Here is a 20,663-nt window from a genome sequence, read left to right as displayed (position 1 = left end):
TCTATAACTACGTCGGATAGACAAGCATCTATGTGAAGCGGCGACTCGGCTGCTTCATCCCTCGAATACCTGAGATGAAGGAAGCACACGTGCGAAAGTCCACAGCAAAGATCTTCGCGTCCACCGCATTGGTCCTGGTCGGGGCACTAGCCCTGAGCGGGTGCGGCGGGCAGCCCTCCGGTGGTGACACCTCTGGATCCGGCGCGAGCGGGGGCGGACTGACCGGTTCGGTGAACACCGACGGTTCGTCGACCGTCGCCCCGCTGACTGAGGCCGCCGCTGACCTGTTCCGCGATGAGGAGAGCGGCGTGAACGTCTCGGTCGCGACGTCGGGTACCGGTGGTGGCTTCAAGACGTTCTGCGCCGGCGAGACGGATGTGTCCAACGCGTCGCGTCCGATCAAGGACGAGGAAGCTGCGGACTGCGAGGCCGCCGGCATCAAGTACACCGAGATCGTCGCCGCCAACGACGGCCTGTCAGTCATCGTGAACCCGGAGAATGACTGGGCGGAGGACTTGACCGTTGAGCAGCTCAACCTGATCTGGGGGCCGGAGGCGGAGGGCAAGATCACGAACTGGAACCAGGTCGATCCCAGCTTCCCCGACCAGGCCATCACGCTCTTCGGCGCCGGCACCGACTCGGGCACGTTCGACTACTTCACCGAGGAGATCAACGGCGAAGACGGTGCGATCCGCACCGACTACAGCCCCTCCGAAGATGACAACATCACCATCCAGGGCGTTGCGGGAGACGTCGGCGCGATCGGGTTCCTCGGCCTCAGCTACGTCGAAGAGAACGAAGGTGTCGTGAAGGCAGTCGCCGTCGACGGCGTGATGCCGAGCACCGAGACCGTGCAGGACGGCACCTACACCCCGCTGGGTCGCCCCCTGTTCATCTACGTGAACAACGCCTCGTACGTCGACAAGGAGCAGGTGAAGTCGTTCATCGACTTCTACGTCGCCAACTCCGCGGAGATCGCTGAGCGTGCACTGTTCGTGCCGTTGACCGAGGACCAGGTCACCACCGCCACCGACGAGCTCGCCTCGCTCGGCTGAGCACCGCACGCTCCATGACCGCCATCATTGAACGGCGTGGGGGTCCGGCTTCTGGCCGGGCCCCTGCCCCCGCCAGCAGTTTCGCCGGCCGCCGCCGCCCCGGCGAGTTCCTCATCAAGCTCGCCCTGCGCCTGGCTGCAGCCGTCACCGTCGTGACGACGGTGGGGATCCTCATCGCGCTGCTTATCCCGTCGCTGAGCTTCTTCGCCGAGGTCCCGGTCCTGGAGTTCCTGTTCGGCACCCGGTGGGCGCCACGCTTCGCGGACGCGTCGTTCGGCGTGCTGCCTCTGGTCACCGCGACCTTGTGGACCACGCTCATCGCGCTGCTCGTGGCGGTGCCGTTCGGGCTCGGGGCTGCAACGCTGCTCGCCGAGTACGCCCGCCCCCGCGTCCGCAAGGTTCTCAAACCGTTGCTCGAGATCCTCGCGGGCATCCCCACGGTCGTGTATGGGTTCTTCGCCCTGCAGTTCGTGCAAGGCACCGTCCTGCGGGACTGGCTTCACCTTCCAACCGGGGCGTTCAGTGTTCTCGCGGCGGGCCTCGTCATGGGTGTGATGATCATCCCGACGATCGCGTCGATCGCAGAAGACGCCATGTCCGCTGTCCCGCAGGCGCTCCGCCAGGGCAGCGCCGCGCTCGGGGCGAACCGGATGCAGACCACCCTCCGCGTCGTGTTCCCCGCCGCCCTGTCCGGGATCGTCGCGGCCGTCGTACTGGGCATCTCCCGAGCGGTCGGCGAAACCATGATCGTCGCCATCGCCGCCGGCAACCAAGCGCAACTCGTCACCAACCCGCTCGATCAGGGGCAGACGATGACGGGATTCATCGCCAACGCCGCGCTCGGCGACTCCCGGGTCGGGAGCCTCGAATACAACACCCTGTTCGCGGTCGGGCTGCTGCTGTTCCTCATCACCTTGCTGATCAACTTCATCAGCATCCGTTTCGTCCGCCGCTTCCGGGAGGCCTACTGATGTCCCCCACCTCGACGACCGCGACGCAGCCGTTGCGCGCTTCGGCCCCCATCGCGACCGGCCGCAACGGTGAGATGCGCCCGAGCGCACTGGCGTTCCTGCTGCTGTTGTGGCTCTCCCTGTTCGTCGCGTTCGCGGTGCTCATCACCCTTCTGATCACGATCTTCCTCACCGGGCAGAACAAGCTCTCCACGGCGCTGCTGTTCAACTTCCCCTCCGCCGACCCCGACGAGGCCGGAGCCCGGCCCGCCATCCTCGGATCCGTGTGGGCGATCGGTGCGACCGCCGTGATGACACTCCCGCTCGGGATCGCCGCCGCCGTGCACCTGGAAGAGTTCGCCGACCGGAAGCGGTGGTTCAACCGGTTCATCGAACTCAACGTGCAGAACCTCGCCGCAGTGCCCTCGATCGTGTACGGGCTCCTCGCGCTCGCGTTCCTCTCGATGCTCGGCGTCACCAACAAGAACATCGTCATCGGCGGGGCGTTCGCCCTGACACTGCTCATCCTGCCGGTGATCATCATCGCGACCAGAGAAGCACTGCGCGCGGTCCCGCGAGAGATTCGCGACGGATCTCTCGCACTCGGCGCCACACAATGGCAGACCACGTGGAGACAAGTGCTCCCCGCATCCGTTCCCGGGATCGCAACCGGCTCCATCCTCGCGCTCTCCCGCGCACTCGGGGAGGCCGCCCCGCTGCTCGTGCTCGGCGCGCTGGTGTACATCACCTTCGACCCGAACGGGCTCCTCAGCGGCTACACCACGCTGCCGATCCAGATCTTCAACTGGACCGGCCGCCCGCAAGAAGGCTTCCACGAACTCGCCGGCGCCACCAGCATCCTGCTGCTCGCCGTCCTCATCCTGATGAACGCGCTCGCGATCTTCATCCGCAACAAGTTCCAGAAACGGTGGTAACCATGAGCACTCCCACAGGCAGCGCCGCGACAGCGACGCACACGAACTTCCATGCCGCCGAAACACGACGGCTCGCCGCCACCCCCAGTGGCCTGATCCGCTGCGAAGACGTCAACGTGTACTACGGCGAGTTCCGGGCCGTGACCGGCGTCAACCTCGAGTTCGGGCGTAACGAGATCACCGCGCTCATCGGCCCCTCCGGATGCGGAAAATCAACGCTGCTGCGCTCCCTGAACCGCATGAACGACCTCGTCGACGGTGCCCGCGTGGAAGGCACCGTCCTCTTCCAAGACGAGGACATCTACGCCAAAGCCGTGGATCCGATCGAGGTCCGTCGGCGGATCGGCATGGTGTTCCAAAAGCCCAACCCGTTCCCGAAATCGATCTACGACAACATCGCCTACGGCCCTAGGGTCACCGGGATGAAAGTCGACAACATGGACGACCTCGTCGAAGAGGCACTGACCCGCTCCGCCCTCTGGGGCGAAGTGAAGGACAAGCTCAAGCAATCCGCGTTCGGCCTCTCCGGCGGTCAACAGCAGCGCCTGTGCATCGCGCGGACGATCGCTGTACAACCCGACGTGATCCTGATGGACGAGCCCTGCTCCGCCCTTGACCCGATCGCCACGTCTCGGATCGAAGACCTCATGCACGAGCTTCGCAAGGACTACACGATCATCATCGTCACCCACAACATGCAGCAGGCAGCGCGCGTGGCCGATCGCACCGCATTCTTCACCGCCCTCGCCGACGAGAGCACCGGTGACCGCACCGGCGTGCTCGTCGAATACGACCTCACCCGCAACATCTTCGAACAGCCACAAGACCAGCGGACCGAGGACTACATCAGCGGACGATTCGGATGACCGACACCGGCAGGGATGGGAACCCGCGGTTCGTGCTCCACGGACGCGGACCCGACGTACTGCGCGGGAGCTTTGCCGAGTTCCGCCATGCGGGAGTCCCCGTTACCGTCCACGCAGAAGTCGTCGAAGCGCTCGCTGACCTCGCGCACGACCATCACGCATCCCTCGTCCTCGGCAGCGGAGAACCATTCGAGAAGCTCGCCGCGATCATCCAGATCGCGGGTCCCGTGTGCGACGGTGCCCTATTCCTGGGTATCTCCGATGCGACGGAAACCGCGACAATCGCAGCGGCGATGAGTGCCGGAGTGCGCGGTACCGTCCGACTCCCCGTCACCCCGGACCGACTGCGCGAAGTGTCACGGCTGCATCCACGATCCGCCCCTCCAGATCGCACACTGCGTATCGGGGAATTGACGCTCGACGTCTCGCACAGAAGCCTGCGCTGGCAAGATCACGCGCTGCTGCTACCCGCACGAGAATTCGAGCTGCTGCATCAGATCATCCGCGCCTACCCAGACAGTGTGAGCATCGACGCTCTAGCACTTTCCTTCGGATCCGACCTCGAAGATCCCCACGCCTCAGTGCGGGTAGCAATGACAAAACTCCGCTCGCGACTGGCCGCCTTCGCACCAGCACAGGCGCTGATCGAAACTGTCCGCGTCGCCGGCTACCGGCTCGCCTCCTGAGCCTCGATGCCCAGTTCCTGAAGAAGGTCAAGAACCCGTGAGCGGACCTCATCACGCACGGCGCGAAGACCGACATCATCGAGCTCGAGCGGATCGGCGAGATCCCATTCCATGTAGCGTCGCCCGGGGAAAATCGGGCACGAGTCGCCGCACCCCATCGTGATGACGTAGTCCGCCGCACGCACGACTTCATCCGTGAGCGGTTTGGGGAACTCGCCCCACAGCTCAACCCCGACTTCGCTCAGCGCCGCAGCCACGCGAGGATGCGCTGTGTCCGATGGAGCAGACCCGGCGGTGCGCACGTGAACACGTCCGCCCGCGAAATGCCGCAAGAACGCCCCCGCCATCTGCGACCTCCCAGCGTTCTGCACGCAGACGAATAGCACCTCCGGGGTGTCCCGTAGTACCAGGCCTTGGGCCGTGGCGAGAGCGTCTAGGCGGTCCGCGGCGTACCGCGCCGTCATCGTCAACAGGTGCTCACGGACCCGCGTCCGTTGGCTCAGCAGCCGATAGCTTTGAGCGACGTATCCTGCGACCGTTTCTCGACTGAACGTAGAACTGAAGCGATACGCGAGGTCTTCAACCACGGTGCCAACCGCACGAGGAAGCGCCATCACGGGATTCTCTGGGGATCCCGCTGTCAGAGAATCGCTGCTGAGCAGACGTCCGAAACGCACCCACGCGTCGATCGTTGGCATCCATGCATCGCTCTTCTCGCGCCGGATGAGACCGGCCATCTGCAATGACCTGAGCGCTTGATCGACACCGGTGGAATCGATACCGAGTTCGCCGGCAAGGTCAGATTCGTGCATACCGGATGCCAAGGCGCTCAGGGTGCGCAGGGTCTCGGGGTTACCGAGTACTGCGACCTGCACCGCGCGATCCCGAGCCGCCTGCTCGTCGAGTGGTCGCCCGACACGGTGCGTGTGCTTCTCGCTCATCGGAGAAAATCTTCGACCGCGGCACGACGCTCGGGATGGACGGAGATCCATCCGAGCTTGCCATCCTGCACCCTCGTGACGAACCCGTCATCAAGGAGTATCCGGACGTGGTGCGTCACCGTTGGTTGCCGCAAACCGAGCATGTCCGCCAGCTGCCCGACAGTCGCACGTTCGTCCGCGGATCCCAGAATGATGCTCAAGATCTGCAGGCGAGTCGGGTCGGCGACAGCTCGCAGCGTGCGGGCAAGTTCCTCGGCCGCACCGCGCTCGAGCGCACCTCCGAGCCGAGGCTTCGGTGCAGGCTGAGCGGTCACGGCATGATTCTAGTTGCCGAACGTTGCGTGCTTCTCAGCTGTGCTTGTGCTTGAGTCGTGCGCGACGGCGGTGTGACTACTTTGCGAACGTGTCGCCTCGAAGCTTCGACGCGGCGTGCAACCGGAGGAGCTCGATACTGAGGGCGGCGCTTGCCGGGCTGCTCTGAGACAAGCTCTTCGCGGCAGCTGCAAGGGCGGGGCGAGCGGCGTCTCTCTCAAGGGCAATCAGCATGTCGACCGAGACTCCGAGCGAACGTCCCCGCCAGACAGCACCAGGCGTCTGCAGTTGCTCGACAAGGAGTAGGACCTCCGCGCCTGGGTTGGATGCCCGGGCGAGAGCACGTGCGAGGATCGCCGCATCAGCGTGGATCGGTCCGGGTTCGGGTCTAATGTACTTCCGACCCTCGGTCAACGTCGTTCGTGCCTGCTTGGCGAGATCTGACATACCGGTGCGATTGTCGCTCAATGCGCGGGTGGCAAGGTTGGACGGGTTCTCGCGGCTGAGCTCGTGCAGGGCATCAAGCACGATGGCGTGCTCTCGCTCGCTTTGTTCCAACGCAGTCGCCAGAAGGTTCGCAACGCCGGCCGGCATGCCATCAGCGAGATCTGCGAACTGGTTCACAGCGGCGCTGAGGAGTTTGCGTCGTGTCGCCGGGAACTCGATCCCGAAGTTGTCTAGGTAGAGGTCGCCAGCGAGGCTCGCGCCGAGGGCTGTGATCGGCGACTCGGCAGATTGAATGTCGTATCGAACGACGATGTCGATGACGTCATCGATGAGGTGCTCTCGACGCTTCAGCAGGCGTCCCGCCGCGAGCAGCCACGTGTTGCGCCAGTGACTCGATGGAACGAGTTCGCGCAGGTTCTGCAAGACGACCTGTTCGTCACCATCGGTGATCGCGCGAGCCGCCATATATTCCTGCAACGATCGCACTTCGAACTCGTACTTCGATGTCTTCGGAGAGACGAGCATGACCAGTCGTTCCGTCGAAAGTTTGAGGAGGGTCGTCGCGATCGACTCCGATTCACTCTCTTCGAATCCGGCCGAGCTGAGCCGGTGGCGAAGAATACGCGAGATCTCGGATTTCGTGAGGACAGCGTCCGAGTTCCCTGGTCGCTCAGTTCGTGCCTGCAACTTGAGCCCGGCCTGCTCGTGAAGATGGTCGATGTGGGGGCGCAGCGACTTCAGTTCCGTGAAGGCTTCGCTTTTCGCCAGTTCACGGTCGTAGACGACGCGATAGTACCGGTCGAACAGCTCGAATCGATCCGTCGGAAGGTCGACTGCCTCTTCAGCGAGAGCCGTCATGATCGTCACCTGCAACGGTGTGGTCATCAGTCGTTGCGTGACTCGTTCGTGGACCGCCGTGATGAGCCTTTGTGCAACCTGCTCAGCGAGGTCTGGATCATTGGCTGCCCGCAACGCGGTGAGAGCTTCCGAGTAGCTGATCGCTTCCGTCTCGGTGAGTTCAGACAGGGTGATCTGCGTGCAGGGAAACGCGTCGTCGAACTCCCGTCGATACCCCTGTGGGCGTGTTGTGGCGACGAAGAGCACGTCCGCCTTCTCCGAGCTCAGCTCGCTCACCAGCGCTGTGACCGCCTCGATGAGCCGGCTGCGGATCTTCGCGTCAGGCACCTCATCAAGGCCGTCGAGCACGAGGCATGACGGCCAGGTGCGCAACCAGTCCAGCAACGCACTCGGGTCCGACTTCTTCCCCCGAATCAGTATGGAATCGGCGATGTAGGTGAGCAACGAAAACGTCGACGGGGAGGATGCGATCACGGCCCCCGCCTTCGCCAGTTCGATCACGAACGGCCATCGACGTTTCTGCGGGTTCGGGATACCCGCCTTCCTGAGCCGTGTGTCGAGGCCATCGAAGGCGCGCTTAGCCCTCTCGCCGTACTCCTCGACGTTCGTGTCAGCGAGGAAGGCGACACGATACGTGTGGGCGATCACTTGGGCGATCGTGCTCTTGCCCTGACCCGGGCCTCCGACGATGACCACCCCATGGGGCCCACGGCCGGCGGTGGTTGACAGGTGGAGGTCGCCGATGCGCACCGTCTCGGCGGCGGTCATCCTCCGCGACTGGCCTTCCGCGTCCGCGGTCACGCCCGCCGTGAAGGGCAGATCGATTGCAATGTCCGCGAGTGTCACTTTCGACGCATCGTTGTACCCCGCATCGCCCGTTCGAACCCATTGCCGGTTGATCAGCTCGGCGACGGCGTGCCCAGCGAGCCGATCCGCCTCGAGAGCCGTCTTCTCGGGGAGCAATTCGGCGACTTGCGCAAGAAAGTCGCCGGTGACGATCTGCTCTAGGTATCGCTGTCGAATAGACGTGTGGGTGTCGAGCATGACGCGAATCTCGTCGTAGTCCCACACGTACCATCCACGCAGCCCCAAGTCTTCTGCGTTGGCGGCAAGAAGCTGGTCGAACTGGTCACGACCGCCAGTGTCTTTCGTCCCGGTCAGCACGACGTTGGTGGAGAAAAGCAGGTACTCCGGCGTCTTCTCGCCGACCCTCTTCTTTACGAGCCAGCCACGCAGCTCGGAGCGGACCTCGTCAAGGAACCACCGCCAGTCAGCCGTCGTTGAGACCGGTTTCTCGTTGTACTTCATTTGAATGACGCCGTAGCCATCCCATTTCGCGCCCGCCCCGACCGGGAAGTCGACGCGGCCGTCGAACGTAGCGTCGCGCTGCGCGTCCCTACCTGAACCAAACGGCCTGACACCATTGCCCAACTCAGCCTTCGCGAGCGCCTGGAGCATGTGCTCGAATTGCTGCCAGCCCATTCGGTTGAGGTTGTAGTGGCCCACGAAGTCCTTCCGGGTCAACGTCGACGCCGAACAGGCGCTCCAGTGACATTCTGCACCAGTGCTGTTCTCCCATCCGGTTGAACCAAGCAAGCAGAGGCGTTCGATAGCGTCGGGGTTCTCTTGGGTAGCGAGCGAACGCGCCCCAACCAGACCCGCAGGCGCGCCCGGGCCCAGCAGACGACGTCTGCGATCTCGCCGACTGTCATCGGCTCTATGGGATGCGCGCCGTCGATTCCCCGGGAGACCTCCCCTTCCAGCGGAGGCTCATCTACGCTGTCGCACATGGATGAAACCAAAGGCCAGCCACGAACCCGCCCTTGGCAGGCACAGCCATCCACCGATGCGATCGCGGCGTTCGTCGACGCCGTCGGCCGGTTGAACGCGGACGGGGACTTCATCGTTCGAGCGCTGACTGACCAGCTCCGCGCAGAGCGACCGATCGCGGATCAGGAAGAGCTGACTCCGCAGGAGGTCAGCTATCTCATCCAGTCCAAGGCGTTCACGCCAGAGTCGCTCGAGGCGACATCGATCGAAGTTGCTCGCGGGGGTCTTCTCGCGAGTGTAGCGAGCACTCTTCTGACGAGCGTGCTCCAGACCGTATCTGCTTCCGCAGCCGCTGGCTTCTTGCATATGGACGAAGAGTCGCTCTTTGCTGCCGCCGACCGCGGCGAGTTGTACATGGTCGATGTTGCACAGTCCCGGCGTTTTCCGTCGTGGCAGTTCAGCCTCTCCTCGCCGGGGAAACTCCTACCGCACCTAACCGAGATCATCGACATCGTAAAAGACAAGGGATGGATGTCGGTATCTGCTCTGATGGCGACGCCGCAGTCGACCATGGTCACCGACGGTCAGCACAGCCCTGTGGAATGGTTCAGGCGTGGCGGCGACGTAGCAGCTCTGGCCCGGATTATCGAAGGTCAGAAGTGGCGATAGAGCTCGTGGCAACGCAACGGCGTAGCGCGCACCGCTCACACGTCGTCTAATGTGTGTGGCCTCGAGCTGCGAGAAACTCCGTCGCCGTCTCAACCTGAAACTGCTCGTCGACGTAGCTTGCCGGAGTGAGGTTTCGGGTTACGAAGAGGGTGCTTAGGTGAAACTCCTCGCCGTCAGGGGGGTCGCCGATCCCGAGACGCGTCGCAATGCTCGCGACGTGGGGCGCTAGTTCGCTCTCCTTGCGGGCGAGCTGAGTTGTGTAGCTGGGCTTGGTCCCGCGGTCTCCTACCTGGTCGCGGAAGAAGGTGCGCAGTTGTCGCGCCGTCTCAGCGAATCCATGCACCGACGCAGGGTCCTTCGCCTCGATCAACCAGATGGTGCTATCGCCAGGGCGTCCGCACACGAGGTCGACCTCGGTGGTGAGAGTCGGCACGCCGAGCCGCGCGTGGTCGTTGGGTTTCACGCGGGCGACCGTGGTGTAGCCGAGTTCCTCTAGCCGGTTCTGAAGGAATCTCTCGAACCGAATATTGCGGCGCGCACGGCGGTCCGCAAGCGCGTTGCTGACAGGCTGAGGAACGTCTCCCGCCCAGGGAAGAACCCCTTGGAGGAGGTGGCGGTAGTAGACCTGAAAGGAGGTCAGCAGGTACTGGGGGCTGACAATGAGTCGTCCATCCGAATCTTGCACCAGCGGTTGCACGAGGAGCCGATGGCGCCGAGTGCGCGTTTGCCAGGGCTTCCACTCCACGGCTTGCATCTGGACGGCCGTGCTCGTGAGCATCTCGATGGCAGCTTCGACACGCGATCTTTGCGACTCATCCGCGCCCGAGCCCAGCGCATCACAGACCCACACTGTGGCCTCGGCCACGGTGACGTGGGCAGTCGTCCTGCCTGGCTCAAACGTCTCCCACTTTGCGAGCGCGGCGAGGGTGGAGAACATGTCCTGCGACGTCGCTCCCCATGCCTGCTGGAACGCATCTTCGACGTGGTCTTCTTCGTTCGCCTGTTGCAGCGAGTCGTCGTCTTGCGTGCCGTGCAGCCGAATGCCCGCAGCTGCACGGGTCAGTTCGTCGTTTCGTAGGCCCCACGCCGATGCGTCGGGATGCGGATCGTCGTCCACGGTCAGCTCGTACATCGGGCTGAGGGTGATGACTGCGGGCGCGACTTGGTGATACATCCGCTCGCTCAATGTGGTCGCGGTGAGGTACGCATCTGCGGCGGCAAGGAGACCGCTCCATGCCTGAGGAGTGATCGGCTTCGTCGCCGCCGGCTTGTCCAGGATGCGCAGGGCGGCTTCCACCACGATCTCGTTACATTGACGAAGCTGAAGTGTCTCCGCCGAGAGTTCGGCCGTGCGGGTGAGCGGATCCCATTCGGTCGAGAGATTCGCTGCGACTCGGGATAGATCGTCTTGCTGATGAATGGCGCTGTCCATCACCCTCGCCAGTTGCTCCATACCCGTCAGCACCACCTCGCTCCCATCGTGGCTCTTGATTCCTTCAGTCAGGGTTTCGAGAGCAAGGGGCGCAAGATGTTCGCGGATAAGTCGATTCGCATCATCCGCTCGGTACTCGCCAGGTTGAACGCCGGCATCGTGGAGTCGTCGCCCCAACGCCGCAACCATACGGCTTTCGTCAGAGGGTCGTAGACGCCACGGATCAGGCAGGTGATTGAGAGTGGTCCGTGCCTGCTTCATCTCCAAGATGAGAAAGGGTTTCGCTGTGCGCCACTGGTCGCGGAGCGCCGCTGCGGTGTCGACATCCATGCCTCCCGCGCGGAGCAGATCGAACACTGCGTCCGCTGTTAGGAGATTCGCCGCCTGCGGATCTCCATTCGCTGAGTCGGCGAAGCCCTCGACATCGATGCGCCACAAAACGTTGACCGGTTCGTCGATGGCACGCACATGCGGGTCGAGATACGGCGTGACCACGCCGGACGATTCACCCGGGACTGCTTCCGATACGTGGAGGTAGAGGACGTATCCGGGCACATCGATCGCCTGGTGCGCGGAACGCCATCGATCACCAAGCGCAGCGAAGCCGTAGATTAGCCCGCCGCATAAGTCGAAGACGAACCGTCGGTGGTCGGTAGATGCTGCCTCTAGAACCCCCCGTGCCACGGCAACGGGGGGTTCGGTGAGAGCGAGCGACCACCCGTCAACACTCGGCGCGGTGTTGACACCGCGGGTGGCGTCATACGTGGGGTCGCCTGCGATTATCGCGACGTTTGCGACGGGCCCCGGGGCGACTTCTGCCGCTCGGAGGTCTCGAATCGGTGGAAGCCCAACCCCGATGAGCGCCACTTCGAGATCCGATAGCTCTACCGCTCGATCCCACTCGGCCTCGCCCGCGTGCGCTTCAAAGTAGACGGCATTGGGTACCACACCACCCTTGAAAAAAGACTTGCCATTAGCTTTCCACGGCTCCCAGTAGTTGATCGCCTCCCACCCGAAGCTCTCAGGGAAATCGGGAGCGCTCAGATCCCGCGCGAATGCGTAAAGATCATCGTCGGACGTGGCAGTTTCCGCAATCCATGTCAGGTCTTCAAGCGCGAGTTTTGCCTCGCCGACCGCCTGCGGCACAGCGATGTGACCGGGCGCCGCGAACACCGTCAACGGGATGACCTCCGCGCCCGACTTGATGGTTCCGCGTCGCCCGCCCGCCATCCGCACCGGCACAGGGCCGGATTGCGCCCTCACCTGTTTCGCCAGCTCCACTGAGCCGATGTATGGCGGCGGCGAGGCCCCCAGGTCGGGGACGTAGATGACCGAGACGGCGATGAAAGTGGACGGATTCACTGGTACCAACCACTGAACGTCAATCCCTCGAAGCGGGATGGCGGCGCCTTCGCTGGAGGGCGGGGGTTCGATCAACTGGTGGGAGAAACGCCACAGGGCTTGACGGATCTGGTTCAGGCAAGAGCTCCGGAGGGCCTTTCGTGCTTGGCTGTCTCGGTCGAGCGCAGACACCAGCTCTCGGGCGGCATGAGCCATGATCTCCGGGATGAAGAGTGGCGGCACCCATCGGTGTCCACCCGCCGTGTCAGCAAAGCGAAGGAACCTTTCGAACGGACTGGAGAGACTCTCCACGTCGAACGCGGCCCTACTTGCGGAGTTCGTCATCCATTCCAACGCCCTTTTGTCAGCCTCACCGAGTTCGATGTGGTCGAGGGGATCCAGGTTGAGGAAGGCCCGCGTCGCTTCATACTCAACGTCCGGCAATGAGACCTCATCGTTGAGCTCCAGGTCCGGGGCTGGTACCCATGCGTCCGCAAGGTGGCGCACGCAGAAATCGCCGTACCTCATCGCCACGTTCACCACGTTCGCGATACCGAATCGAAATCGCCGGTGGAGGCGACCGTCTACCGCTTCCGCCATTCTGAGCGCACGCGTGAGGTCGGCGACCGGCCGTTCGGTGAGGCCAGGCACCGCGCGCAGCGGCTCAGCGCCGACGGCGAGGAAGACAGTTCGGGTGGGGTCGGTGGCGATAAAATCTTCACGCTCCAGTCCGATCCCATAGGTGGTAGCCGCTAGATCGGACAGTGCTTGGATCGACGGCAGCGGTTGGTACTCGTCCGGCGCCGGAGCGGCGGAGGCTCGTAGCGCAGCCGCGAAGCTGCTTCCCAATGTCACCGACCGATGCCTGTTGCCCGGGGACGTGGCGGCGGCGAAAATCAACGTCCAGAGCTCGTCCGGATCGTACGCTGACAAGGCCAGTTCGAGTGCGTCTGGCTCCCGTTGCACGGTGCTCACCGCCGACCGTTGAGATCGAGGCCGCTTGTTTCTACGAGTGTTTTTGCTCTTCCCCACGCAAGCATTCAAGCGTAGGCCAACGACATCCTCGTTGATTGCTACGCGTTGAAAGCGTTGCGCCGGGCAGGAAGGTGGCAAGAGTTGGGGAGCCGCCTTGAAGGCGCACGACATGCCCCCTACAACGCCGCTGCTCCCGGTCCAGGAGCGCTTGACCGCTCTCACCTTCGGCACCACACGGGGATGCATACACGCAAAAGCGCGCGTAAGATAATGCGTGTACGCACTAACTAGATGCCGCCACGAGGAGGCAAGATGGCTGTGAAGAAGAGTCGCACCCGTGCCTCCTCAGCTCGCGTCGCCGCCCGCGAGACGACTGTGAACCGCGGCACCGCGACAGGTCGATTCCTCGACGGGAAACCGAAGCTCGTCGTGGCGACCAAGGCCCCAGAAAAGACCGACGTACAAGCCGGTGTTGAGCGCCTTGCACAGGTGGCGAAGACGTCAAACGTCGACGTATCCGTGTTCAACGCACTCATCGACGAGCTCGCCGATGCCATGACCGACCGTCAATCGACCGAGCTGGGCCTCACAGAGCAGCAAGCCGACTTCCTGATCGAGTCCGGCGATTTCACTCCGGAGGAGTTCGCCGAGGCAGCCGCATTCGTCACCAGCGGTGGGCTCGCCAAACTCGAACGCGAGACTCACGTGCGCGCCCTAACCAACACCTACACCGCATCCGAAGTCGCAGCGCTCCTCGGCATCGATGCCTCCAGTGTGCGTCACCGCCAGAGCAAGAACACCCTGTACGGCTTCCGGGCGGGAAGGATCCGCCTCTACCCTCGATGGCAGTTCATTCCCGGCGAAAAGGTCTCGACGATCCCCCACCTTCCCCTGCTCGTCCGAGCGATCCCGTCCGACTGGGATCCGGCCGACGTCGAAGGCTTCATGACTACACCTCAAGACGACTTGCGGTCGAGCGATGAGTCTGTCGACCCCCAGGAATGGATGACGCCGATCGAGTGGCTGGCTGCCGCGAAGGATCCTGCACCCGTAGTGGACATCCTCGAAGACGCCGACATCACGTGAGCCCGTCGAACGCGAAAGTCCCCGCAACACCCCCGGCGCCGCTCACACTCGACGCTCGTGAGCACCTGAGATCATTCGATGGGATCCTCTGGCGGGTCTTCGCTACAAGAGGTCCTCACCCGCAGGCGTGGGATGAGCTGCGGCACTTCGGGCCGATCAGAACCATGCGCTTTGACCCGCATCCCGAGCCACAGCAGCATCATGCTGATTATGGCGTGATGTACGCAGCTGCTGGATCTACGACAGCTCTCGGCGAGGTTTTTCAGAAGGGCCGACTAATCAATCGGCGCGTTCGTGGAAACACCCTCGCGGCTTGGCGTCCGACGCGTGAGCTTCGGTTACTGGATCTCACCAGCAACTGGCCTGTAATCAACGGGACGACCTCTTCGATCCAGATGGGGCCTAAGCGATACACACGGAACTGGGCGAATGCGATCCATGACCAACTTGGGTCGAGCATCGACGGGCTCTACCACGTGTCATCGATCGACTTCGGCCCGATGGTGACGCTGTTCTCGCCTGCCGAGGACTCGTTCCCGCAGCTGCCGTTGGTGCACACCCGACTGGACTCCTCCAGTGCGAACGTGTACCTCGCGAAAGCCGTGAAGAGACTCGGCTACCGCGTCAAGAAGTAGAACCACCCCAGGACGGCAATCTGCGATCTCGGATTATCAGATGACGCTCGATCCCCCCGTACGCTCAGTGCTATGACACAGCGTTCCACCTTGCAGACTCTCAGCGGTGCTGTCGAAGGATTCCGGGACTTCGCGGCGGCGATCAAGAGTGGAGTGCCCACGGTTCGAAAGGGGTCGATGGCGGAGGAAGATCAAGCCCTCGCAGGAAACATCGTCATCCCTCATGCCATAGTCTCCGGGCTCGTCCTCACCGTTGCAGACCACGTATCCGCCTGGGCGGAGCTTGCCGCCAGCCCCGAAGAGGACGTGTTGCTCCTTCATATGCAGGCTGACTACACCTTGTTCCGTCCTGTGTTGGAGGGGCTCGTGGAGGTGATCTGGATTCTGGATGGTACCGATTCCCCTTCTAGAGTCCGCAGGGCACTTGAGATTGCTCGTATCGAGCACAGGCACGGGCTGAAGCTGACCAACGCTCTGCGCAAAGCGCGAACGCCGGATGACAAGACCGAACAGGGAATAGCAGCACTCGGACGTTTTCTCAGGACCACGGCGAGCAACCTCGGATCCGATCCGGAAGACGTTCTCAGCGCACCATTGATCGATCCCTCCTCGATCACAAGGAAGATAGCGAGTCGCGTTCCGGGCCCCACATTGCAGACCTTCAACTATTGGGCGATAACCTCGGCCCACGCGCACGGGCAGTTCATCACCACTCTGCGCCACGCGATCGAGACGCCCCCATCTACGCCTCAGATGGGCGGGGCTCTGTACGAACCAGACGAGGAGCTGATTGCAGACCTCATCGAGTTCATTGGGACGCTGCTCGAGATCGCAATCAACCTACTAAACGAACAGGGTTACGAGCTTCGACGCTAGAGCTGTCCTGCTTGGCCGACGGGGAACGCTGGGTCGCCGAGATGCGCGCCATGGGGATTCAGAACTCCGTGAGGCGAGATGTCCGACCCGATCCGTATGATCGGATCAGCCCGTTCGTGAGGCAGTGAACTTAGCGCTTTACATCGGACTTAGTCCGATTTCATCGCGATTCTGACATATTCGTGAATCGCGCCTCGGTGTCGGCACCCCGCGATACCGTCGCATCACAGCCCACGTCATCCCGGAAGAGGTCTCCCGTGTCCCGACACTCCCTCCTCGACGTCGGCGAGCATGACCTCGAGGATCTGCGCCGGCGGCTGCGCAACACGCGCTGGGCCGAGCCGTGGCCCGTGGAGGGCTGGGAGGCGGGCACCGAGCAGGCGGAGCTTCGCCGGCTCGTCGACGTGTGGCTGAACGGCTTCGACTGGCGCGCGCAGCAACAACAGATCGAGGAGCTGCCCTGGCGGCACGCAGACATCGACGGGACGCCTGTCGCTTATCTCCGCTTCGATGCCGAGCAGGGAGGGACCGGCGTTCCCGTTCTGCTCACGAACGGCTGGCCGAGCACAGCACTCGAACTCGTGGATGTTGCTCGGCGCCTCGCGACGCCGTCGCGTTTCGGGGGCGATCCTGCCCACGCCGCCACGGTGATCGTGCCCGCGCTTCCCGGACTGCCGTTCTCACCGCAACGCCCCCGACTCGGCGTGCAGACGCACGACCTGTGGCACCTGCTGATGACGGATCATCTCGCCTTCCCCCGATACCTCGCGCACGGCGGCGACCTGGGAGCGGGGATCACCTCTCGTCTCGCGCAGGCATACCCCGACGAGGTGGTCGGCATCCACTTGCTGTCCACAGCCGCTCCCGCACACGTGGACGAGGAGTCGATCACCGCCGAAGAGCAGGCTCACCTCGACCGGGTACAGGAGTGGTCGGCGTCCGAAGGCGGATATCAGCATCAGCAGCAGACGCGGCCGCTCACACTGGCGCCAGCTGTCTCGGACTCCCCTGTCGGATTGCTGTCGTGGATCCTGGAGAAGCATCGATCCTGGAGCGACTGCGGCGGCGACGTCTCCTCCCGCTTCAGCGACGACTACCTGCTGACACTGGCGTCCGTGTACTGGTTCACGAACTCGATCGGCACGTCGTTGGGCCCCTACTACGAGCACGCCGCGGGATTGACCTCACGCATAGAACGGGTGGAGGTGCCGACCGCCGTCGCCCTGTTCCCGCACGACCTGGCGTCGCCGCCGCGGAGCTGGATCGAACGCACGTACAACCTCGTCCGCTACACCCGGATGCCACGCGGGGGCCATTTCGCACCACATGAGGAGCCGGCCCTGCTCGCCGACGACATCTCCGCATTCGCACGCTCACTGCCGCACGCATCCCCCGCGTGAATCCACCGCCCATCGCGGACCAAGCGGCGCGGCGGCATCGATCGCCCCCTCGACTGATCACAGCATCGACGTGAGCACCCCGCCGTCCGCGCGCACAGCCGCCCCGTTCGTGGCCGACGCGCGGGGACTCGCGAGGTATGCGACCAGATCGGCCACCTCGGTCGGGTCGAGGAACCGCTCCAGCAGAGTGGTGCGGTTCTTGCCGATGATGACCTGCTTCATGGCCTCCGGCGACAGATCCTGCACCTGCGCCACAGCCTCGACCGCCGCAGCGACCCCATCGGAATAGGTCGGCCCACCCAGGACCGTGTTCACCGTGACCGAGGTGCCGCGGGTGAGCTTCGCGAGGCCGTTGCCGAGAGCGATCATCGCCGCCTTGGTCACGCCGTAATGCACCATGTCCGCGGGGACATTCACCCCCGACTCGCTGCTGACGAAGATCATCCGGCCCCAGCCTCGCTCGATCATCCCGCCCAGCAGGTGTCGTGCAAGCCGGACTCCGCTCATCACGTTGACCTCGAAGTAGCGCTGCCACCCGGCGTCGTCGACGGCCTCGAACTCCGCGAGCCCGAACAGGCCCACGTTGTTGACGAGGATGTCGACGTCTCCCAATTCATCGAGGAGTCTCGCGACGTCCTCCGCATTCGCGAAGTCCGCGACGATCCCCGACGCGGTCACCCCTGGGTGCGCGGCTCGCAGCCGCCCGACGGCCGCATCGACTGCCGCGGCGTCGCGTCCGTTCAGGATCACTCGCACGCCCTCGACGGCGAGCGCATCGGCGATCGCATATCCGATCCCTCGACTCGAGCCACTGATGAACGCCGTCCTGCCCTGCAGTTGCAGATCCACTCCGCTTCCTCCTTCCGACGCCGAAGACGTCGCATTACTTGCTCAGGAAAGTCACTCTACGTCGTTTTGCTTGCTTGGGAAAGTGAAGGTCCGCGGAGACCCGAGCCCGAATGCCCTATCCTGAAGGCATGTCCGAGCGGCCGAATGCCCCGCACCTGAGCGACGATCAGCTGGCGATCTGGTCCTCCGTCGCCACGCTGTTGGAGCGCCTCCCCACAGCTCTCGATGCGCAGCTGCAGCGCGACAGCGGCCTCACGCACTTCGAGCACGGCATCCTCTTCGCGCTCGATTCCGCACCGGATCGTCGCCTTCGCCTGAGCACCCTCGCCACCTATGCGAGCTGCACACTGTCACGCCTGTCGCGCGCGATCTCGCGACTGGAATCCAAGGGATGGGTGCGACGGGAGATCGACGCGACCGACGGGCGATTCACCCTCGGCATACTGACGGACGAAGGCCACGCGAAGGTCGCCGAGTCCACGCCGGGCCATCAGGGGCTGGTGCAGCGCCTCGTCTTCGACACGCTCACCGCCGCGCAGGCGCGACAGCTGGGGTCGATCAGCACCCGCATCTCCGCGGCGATCAGTCCTGATCCGATCTGGACACCGGGAGCGGGCGATCCCGGGCGCGACTAGTCCATTCATGTGAATCCACCTCCGCGTTTCAGGCGTAGGCTGGAGTGAAGGACGGACCGTCCGAGAAGATCTCCCGGCACCGTGCCCGCCCGGAAGTGGAGTCTCTCGTGGCTCAGTACGACGTCTCGAACCGCTCGGCGATCGTGACGGGAGCAGGCAGCGGAATCGGTCGCTCGACCGCCCTCCTGCTGGCGAAGAACGGTGCATCCGTCGTGGTCAACGACCTGAACGCGGATCACGCGAACGCGGTCGTCGAGGAGATCCGCGCCGCCGGTGGCACGGCCGAGGCCTCGGTCGGCGATGCAACCGATGCCTCGTGGATCGCTTCTTCCATCGAGCTGGCGAACTCCCTCGCCCCGCTGCGCATCGGCGTCAACAACGCCGGCATCGGTGGAGCGTCCGCTCCGACGGCCGAGTACGAGGACGAGGCCTGGGACAAGGTCATCGCGATCAACCTCAACGCGGTCTTCCGCAACATGAAGGCGCAGATCCCCTCGATCCTCGCGAACGGCGGCGGCTCGGTCGTGAACATCGCGTCGATCCTCGGCAGCGTCGGGTTCGCCAACTCCCCCGCCTACGTCACCGCCAAGCACGGCGTCGTCGGCATGACCAAGTCGGCGGCACTCGAGTACTCGGCACAGGGCGTGCGCGTGAACTCCGTAGGCCCCGGATTCATCGACACCCCGCTGCTCGCGAACATGGGACCCGAGGCGAAGGACTTCCTCGTTTCGAAGCACCCGATCGGACGCCTGGGGCAGGCCGACGAGGTCGCGAACCTCATCGCGTTCCTCGCCAGCGACGCCGCGAGCTTCATCACCGGCAGCTACCACCTGGTCGACGGCGGCTACACCGCCCTCTGAACGAATGGCATCCGACCCCGGGACCCGATTCCCGGTGGTCGGATGCCATCAGCAGCGACGCAGACACCCCCCGATGTCGTCGCTGCGAGCCTCGGCCGTCGTCGCGCACGCCTTGCCCAGGAGCACGTCGGCGGCGGAGGCGAGTTATCAGGCGACCGCGTGCATCGCAGGCGCCGGAGAGAGGAGCGGCGCCAGCTCCAGGTCCGTCAGGTCCAGACCGTGCGCAGAACTCGCTGCGGCCATCATCTTGACCAGCAGCGGGCGCTGAAGCTCGATCTCCTCCGCGACGGCGAAGCGCACGGGAATCGAGGCGTGCATCCACAGCGTCTCCGTGCCCGATCGCGACGTGCGCAGGGTGAGCGGGAACGATTCTCCGCGGCGGAGCTTGGTCACGGTGACGAGTCGAAGGTGGGCGAGTGTCGCATCGTCGATCTCCACGATCTGCGATTCCCCGGCGTAACTGAGCTGGCCCATGAGTCCCTCATTCCTGTGCGTTTTGTACAGGAATTAGATTACTAGTTTAGCTAGCTAAATGGCAAACGGGACTATTCGATCGCATCGATCTCCGCCGTGAGCCGCCGCAGGAACCTCGAGATCACGGCAAGCTCGGCGGAGGTGAACTCCTCTTCCACCCGCGCCACCCGCCGCGAGACCTCGTCCGCGGGCGAGTTGATGTCGCGGAGTGAAGGACGGATCACCTTCGAGCGCCTGTCGTCCGGATGCGCCGTCACCACGATCTGGGCGCGATCGGACAGACGCCTGATCACGGAGGTGATCGCCGCAGTACTGACCCCCAGGTGAGCGGCGAGATCACTCGGAGTCACGGGCGCATCGACCGGGGCCGCTGCGATGAAGCGAAGGGCCGAGCGGTCGGTCTCGTTGGGCTGGCGCCCCGCCACGAGGCGCCGCGCGAGCCGCGCCTCCACGCGCAGCAGTTCATCGACGTCGCGGTCGAGCCGAGACGCCATGACCCCCAGACTGTTCCCCATCACACCCCTCATCGATTCCGAAACCCATCTTAGCTCGGAAGTCTTTTTATCTGTCTGACTAGCAAAATCCCGCGTGCATCACACCGTCGCACGGGT

19 protein-coding genes are annotated in these 20,663 nt (G+C 63.9%); 12 read left to right on the top strand and 7 right to left on the bottom strand.

Features of this window, described 5'->3' with window-relative positions; translation table 11 throughout:
* Positions 1 to 89 precede the first annotated feature (89 nt).
* The 5 genes from AX744_RS10630 (at position 90) to AX744_RS10610 (ending at position 4,492) form a co-directional block, all read left to right on the top strand.
* Entirely contained in the window at positions 90 to 1,055 is a 966-nt protein-coding gene (locus tag AX744_RS10630) for a PstS family phosphate ABC transporter substrate-binding protein (RefSeq protein WP_231728788.1), read from the top strand.
* Positions 1,056 to 1,069: 14 nt separating this feature from the next.
* Positions 1,070 to 2,026, top strand: a complete 957-nt coding sequence (gene pstC / locus AX744_RS10625) for a phosphate ABC transporter permease subunit PstC (RefSeq protein WP_017201968.1) — start codon at positions 1,070 to 1,072, stop codon at positions 2,024 to 2,026.
* Positions 2,026 to 2,940 (top strand): phosphate ABC transporter permease PstA, encoded by a 915-nt coding sequence (gene pstA, locus AX744_RS10620; protein ID WP_061016800.1) that lies wholly within the window; start codon positions 2,026 to 2,028, stop codon positions 2,938 to 2,940. Before pstC ends, pstA begins: the two co-directional genes overlap by 1 nt.
* 92 nt (positions 2,941 to 3,032) lie before the next feature.
* The gene (gene pstB, locus AX744_RS10615; protein ID WP_082738487.1) at positions 3,033 to 3,806 is read left to right on the top strand and encodes a phosphate ABC transporter ATP-binding protein PstB; all 774 of its coding nucleotides are present in this window, start codon (positions 3,033 to 3,035) and stop codon (positions 3,804 to 3,806) included.
* On the top strand, positions 3,803 to 4,492 hold the full coding sequence (locus AX744_RS10610) for a winged helix-turn-helix domain-containing protein (protein WP_061016798.1): 690 nt from the start codon (positions 3,803 to 3,805) through the stop codon (positions 4,490 to 4,492). Before pstB ends, AX744_RS10610 begins: the two co-directional genes overlap by 4 nt.
* Here AX744_RS10610 and AX744_RS10605 read toward each other — a convergent pair.
* From AX744_RS10605 to AX744_RS10595, 3 genes are all read right to left on the bottom strand, one after another.
* Complete coding sequence (locus tag AX744_RS10605) at positions 4,474 to 5,433, bottom strand: arsenate reductase/protein-tyrosine-phosphatase family protein (RefSeq protein WP_231728787.1); 960 nt, start codon at positions 5,431 to 5,433, stop codon at positions 4,474 to 4,476. The two genes, AX744_RS10610 and AX744_RS10605, sit on opposite strands and share 19 nt — an antisense overlap.
* The gene (locus AX744_RS10600; protein ID WP_061016796.1) at positions 5,430 to 5,747 is read right to left on the bottom strand and encodes an ArsR/SmtB family transcription factor; all 318 of its coding nucleotides are present in this window, start codon (positions 5,745 to 5,747) and stop codon (positions 5,430 to 5,432) included. The genes AX744_RS10605 and AX744_RS10600 overlap by 4 nt, the downstream gene beginning before the upstream one ends.
* A 76-nt stretch (positions 5,748 to 5,823) precedes the next feature.
* A complete protein-coding gene (locus tag AX744_RS10595) occupies positions 5,824 to 8,574 on the bottom strand; it encodes an NACHT domain-containing protein (RefSeq protein WP_149084206.1) in 2,751 nt (916 codons plus the stop codon).
* 264 nt (positions 8,575 to 8,838) lie between these two features.
* On the opposite strand from AX744_RS10595, the gene AX744_RS10590 reads away from it, so the two are divergent.
* Positions 8,839 to 9,489, top strand: a complete 651-nt coding sequence (locus AX744_RS10590) for a hypothetical protein (RefSeq protein ID WP_061016790.1) — start codon at positions 8,839 to 8,841, stop codon at positions 9,487 to 9,489.
* A gap of 46 nt (positions 9,490 to 9,535) precedes the next feature.
* Here AX744_RS10590 and AX744_RS10585 read toward each other — a convergent pair whose 3' ends face one another.
* Entirely contained in the window at positions 9,536 to 13,237 is a 3,702-nt protein-coding gene (locus AX744_RS10585; RefSeq protein ID WP_061016788.1) for a hypothetical protein, read from the bottom strand.
* Between the two features lie 312 nt (positions 13,238 to 13,549).
* On the opposite strand from AX744_RS10585, the gene AX744_RS10580 reads away from it, so the two are divergent.
* The 4 genes from AX744_RS10580 (at position 13,550) to AX744_RS10570 (ending at position 17,234) form a co-directional block, all read left to right on the top strand.
* Positions 13,550 to 14,323, top strand: a complete 774-nt coding sequence (locus AX744_RS10580) for a hypothetical protein (RefSeq protein ID WP_061016786.1) — start codon at positions 13,550 to 13,552, stop codon at positions 14,321 to 14,323.
* On the top strand, positions 14,239 to 14,958 hold the full coding sequence (locus tag AX744_RS21255; RefSeq protein WP_079112065.1) for an RES domain-containing protein: 720 nt from the start codon (positions 14,239 to 14,241) through the stop codon (positions 14,956 to 14,958). Before AX744_RS10580 ends, AX744_RS21255 begins: the two co-directional genes overlap by 85 nt.
* Positions 14,959 to 15,030: 72 nt before the next feature.
* Entirely contained in the window at positions 15,031 to 15,834 is an 804-nt protein-coding gene (locus AX744_RS10575) for a hypothetical protein (protein WP_061016784.1), read from the top strand.
* A gap of 257 nt (positions 15,835 to 16,091) precedes the next feature.
* Positions 16,092 to 17,234 (top strand): epoxide hydrolase family protein, encoded by a 1,143-nt coding sequence (locus AX744_RS10570; RefSeq protein ID WP_061016782.1) that lies wholly within the window; start codon positions 16,092 to 16,094, stop codon positions 17,232 to 17,234.
* Between the two features lie 57 nt (positions 17,235 to 17,291).
* On the opposite strand, the gene AX744_RS10565 is transcribed toward AX744_RS10570, so the two are convergent.
* Complete coding sequence (locus AX744_RS10565) at positions 17,292 to 18,083, bottom strand: SDR family NAD(P)-dependent oxidoreductase (RefSeq protein WP_061016780.1); 792 nt, start codon at positions 18,081 to 18,083, stop codon at positions 17,292 to 17,294.
* A gap of 128 nt (positions 18,084 to 18,211) precedes the next feature.
* Here AX744_RS10565 and AX744_RS10560 point away from each other — a divergent pair, with 128 nt between their 5' ends.
* Both AX744_RS10560 and AX744_RS10555 read left to right on the top strand, forming a co-directional pair.
* Positions 18,212 to 18,718 carry a MarR family winged helix-turn-helix transcriptional regulator gene (locus AX744_RS10560; protein ID WP_058632739.1) on the top strand — a complete coding sequence of 169 codons (507 nt, stop codon included), beginning with the start codon at positions 18,212 to 18,214 and terminating at the stop codon, positions 18,716 to 18,718.
* Positions 18,719 to 18,825: 107 nt separating this feature from the next.
* The gene (locus AX744_RS10555; RefSeq protein WP_045262344.1) at positions 18,826 to 19,578 is read left to right on the top strand and encodes an SDR family NAD(P)-dependent oxidoreductase; all 753 of its coding nucleotides are present in this window, start codon (positions 18,826 to 18,828) and stop codon (positions 19,576 to 19,578) included.
* Between the two features lie 147 nt (positions 19,579 to 19,725).
* Here the strand turns inward: AX744_RS10555 and AX744_RS10550 are convergent, their stop codons facing one another.
* Positions 19,726 to 20,052, bottom strand: a complete 327-nt coding sequence (locus AX744_RS10550; protein ID WP_061016778.1) for a DUF7882 family protein — start codon at positions 20,050 to 20,052, stop codon at positions 19,726 to 19,728.
* Between the two features lie 71 nt (positions 20,053 to 20,123).
* Positions 20,124 to 20,546, bottom strand: a complete 423-nt coding sequence (locus AX744_RS10545; RefSeq protein WP_227751321.1) for a MarR family winged helix-turn-helix transcriptional regulator — start codon at positions 20,544 to 20,546, stop codon at positions 20,124 to 20,126.
* Between the last annotated feature and the right edge of the window lie 117 nt (positions 20,547 to 20,663).

It is taken from the genome of Microbacterium sp. CCH5-D1, from assembly GCF_001557335.1.
GTDB classification, from domain to species: Bacteria; Actinomycetota; Actinomycetes; order Actinomycetales; family Microbacteriaceae; genus Microbacterium; species Microbacterium oxydans.
This window is presented reverse-complemented; position numbering and strand designations above follow the sequence as displayed.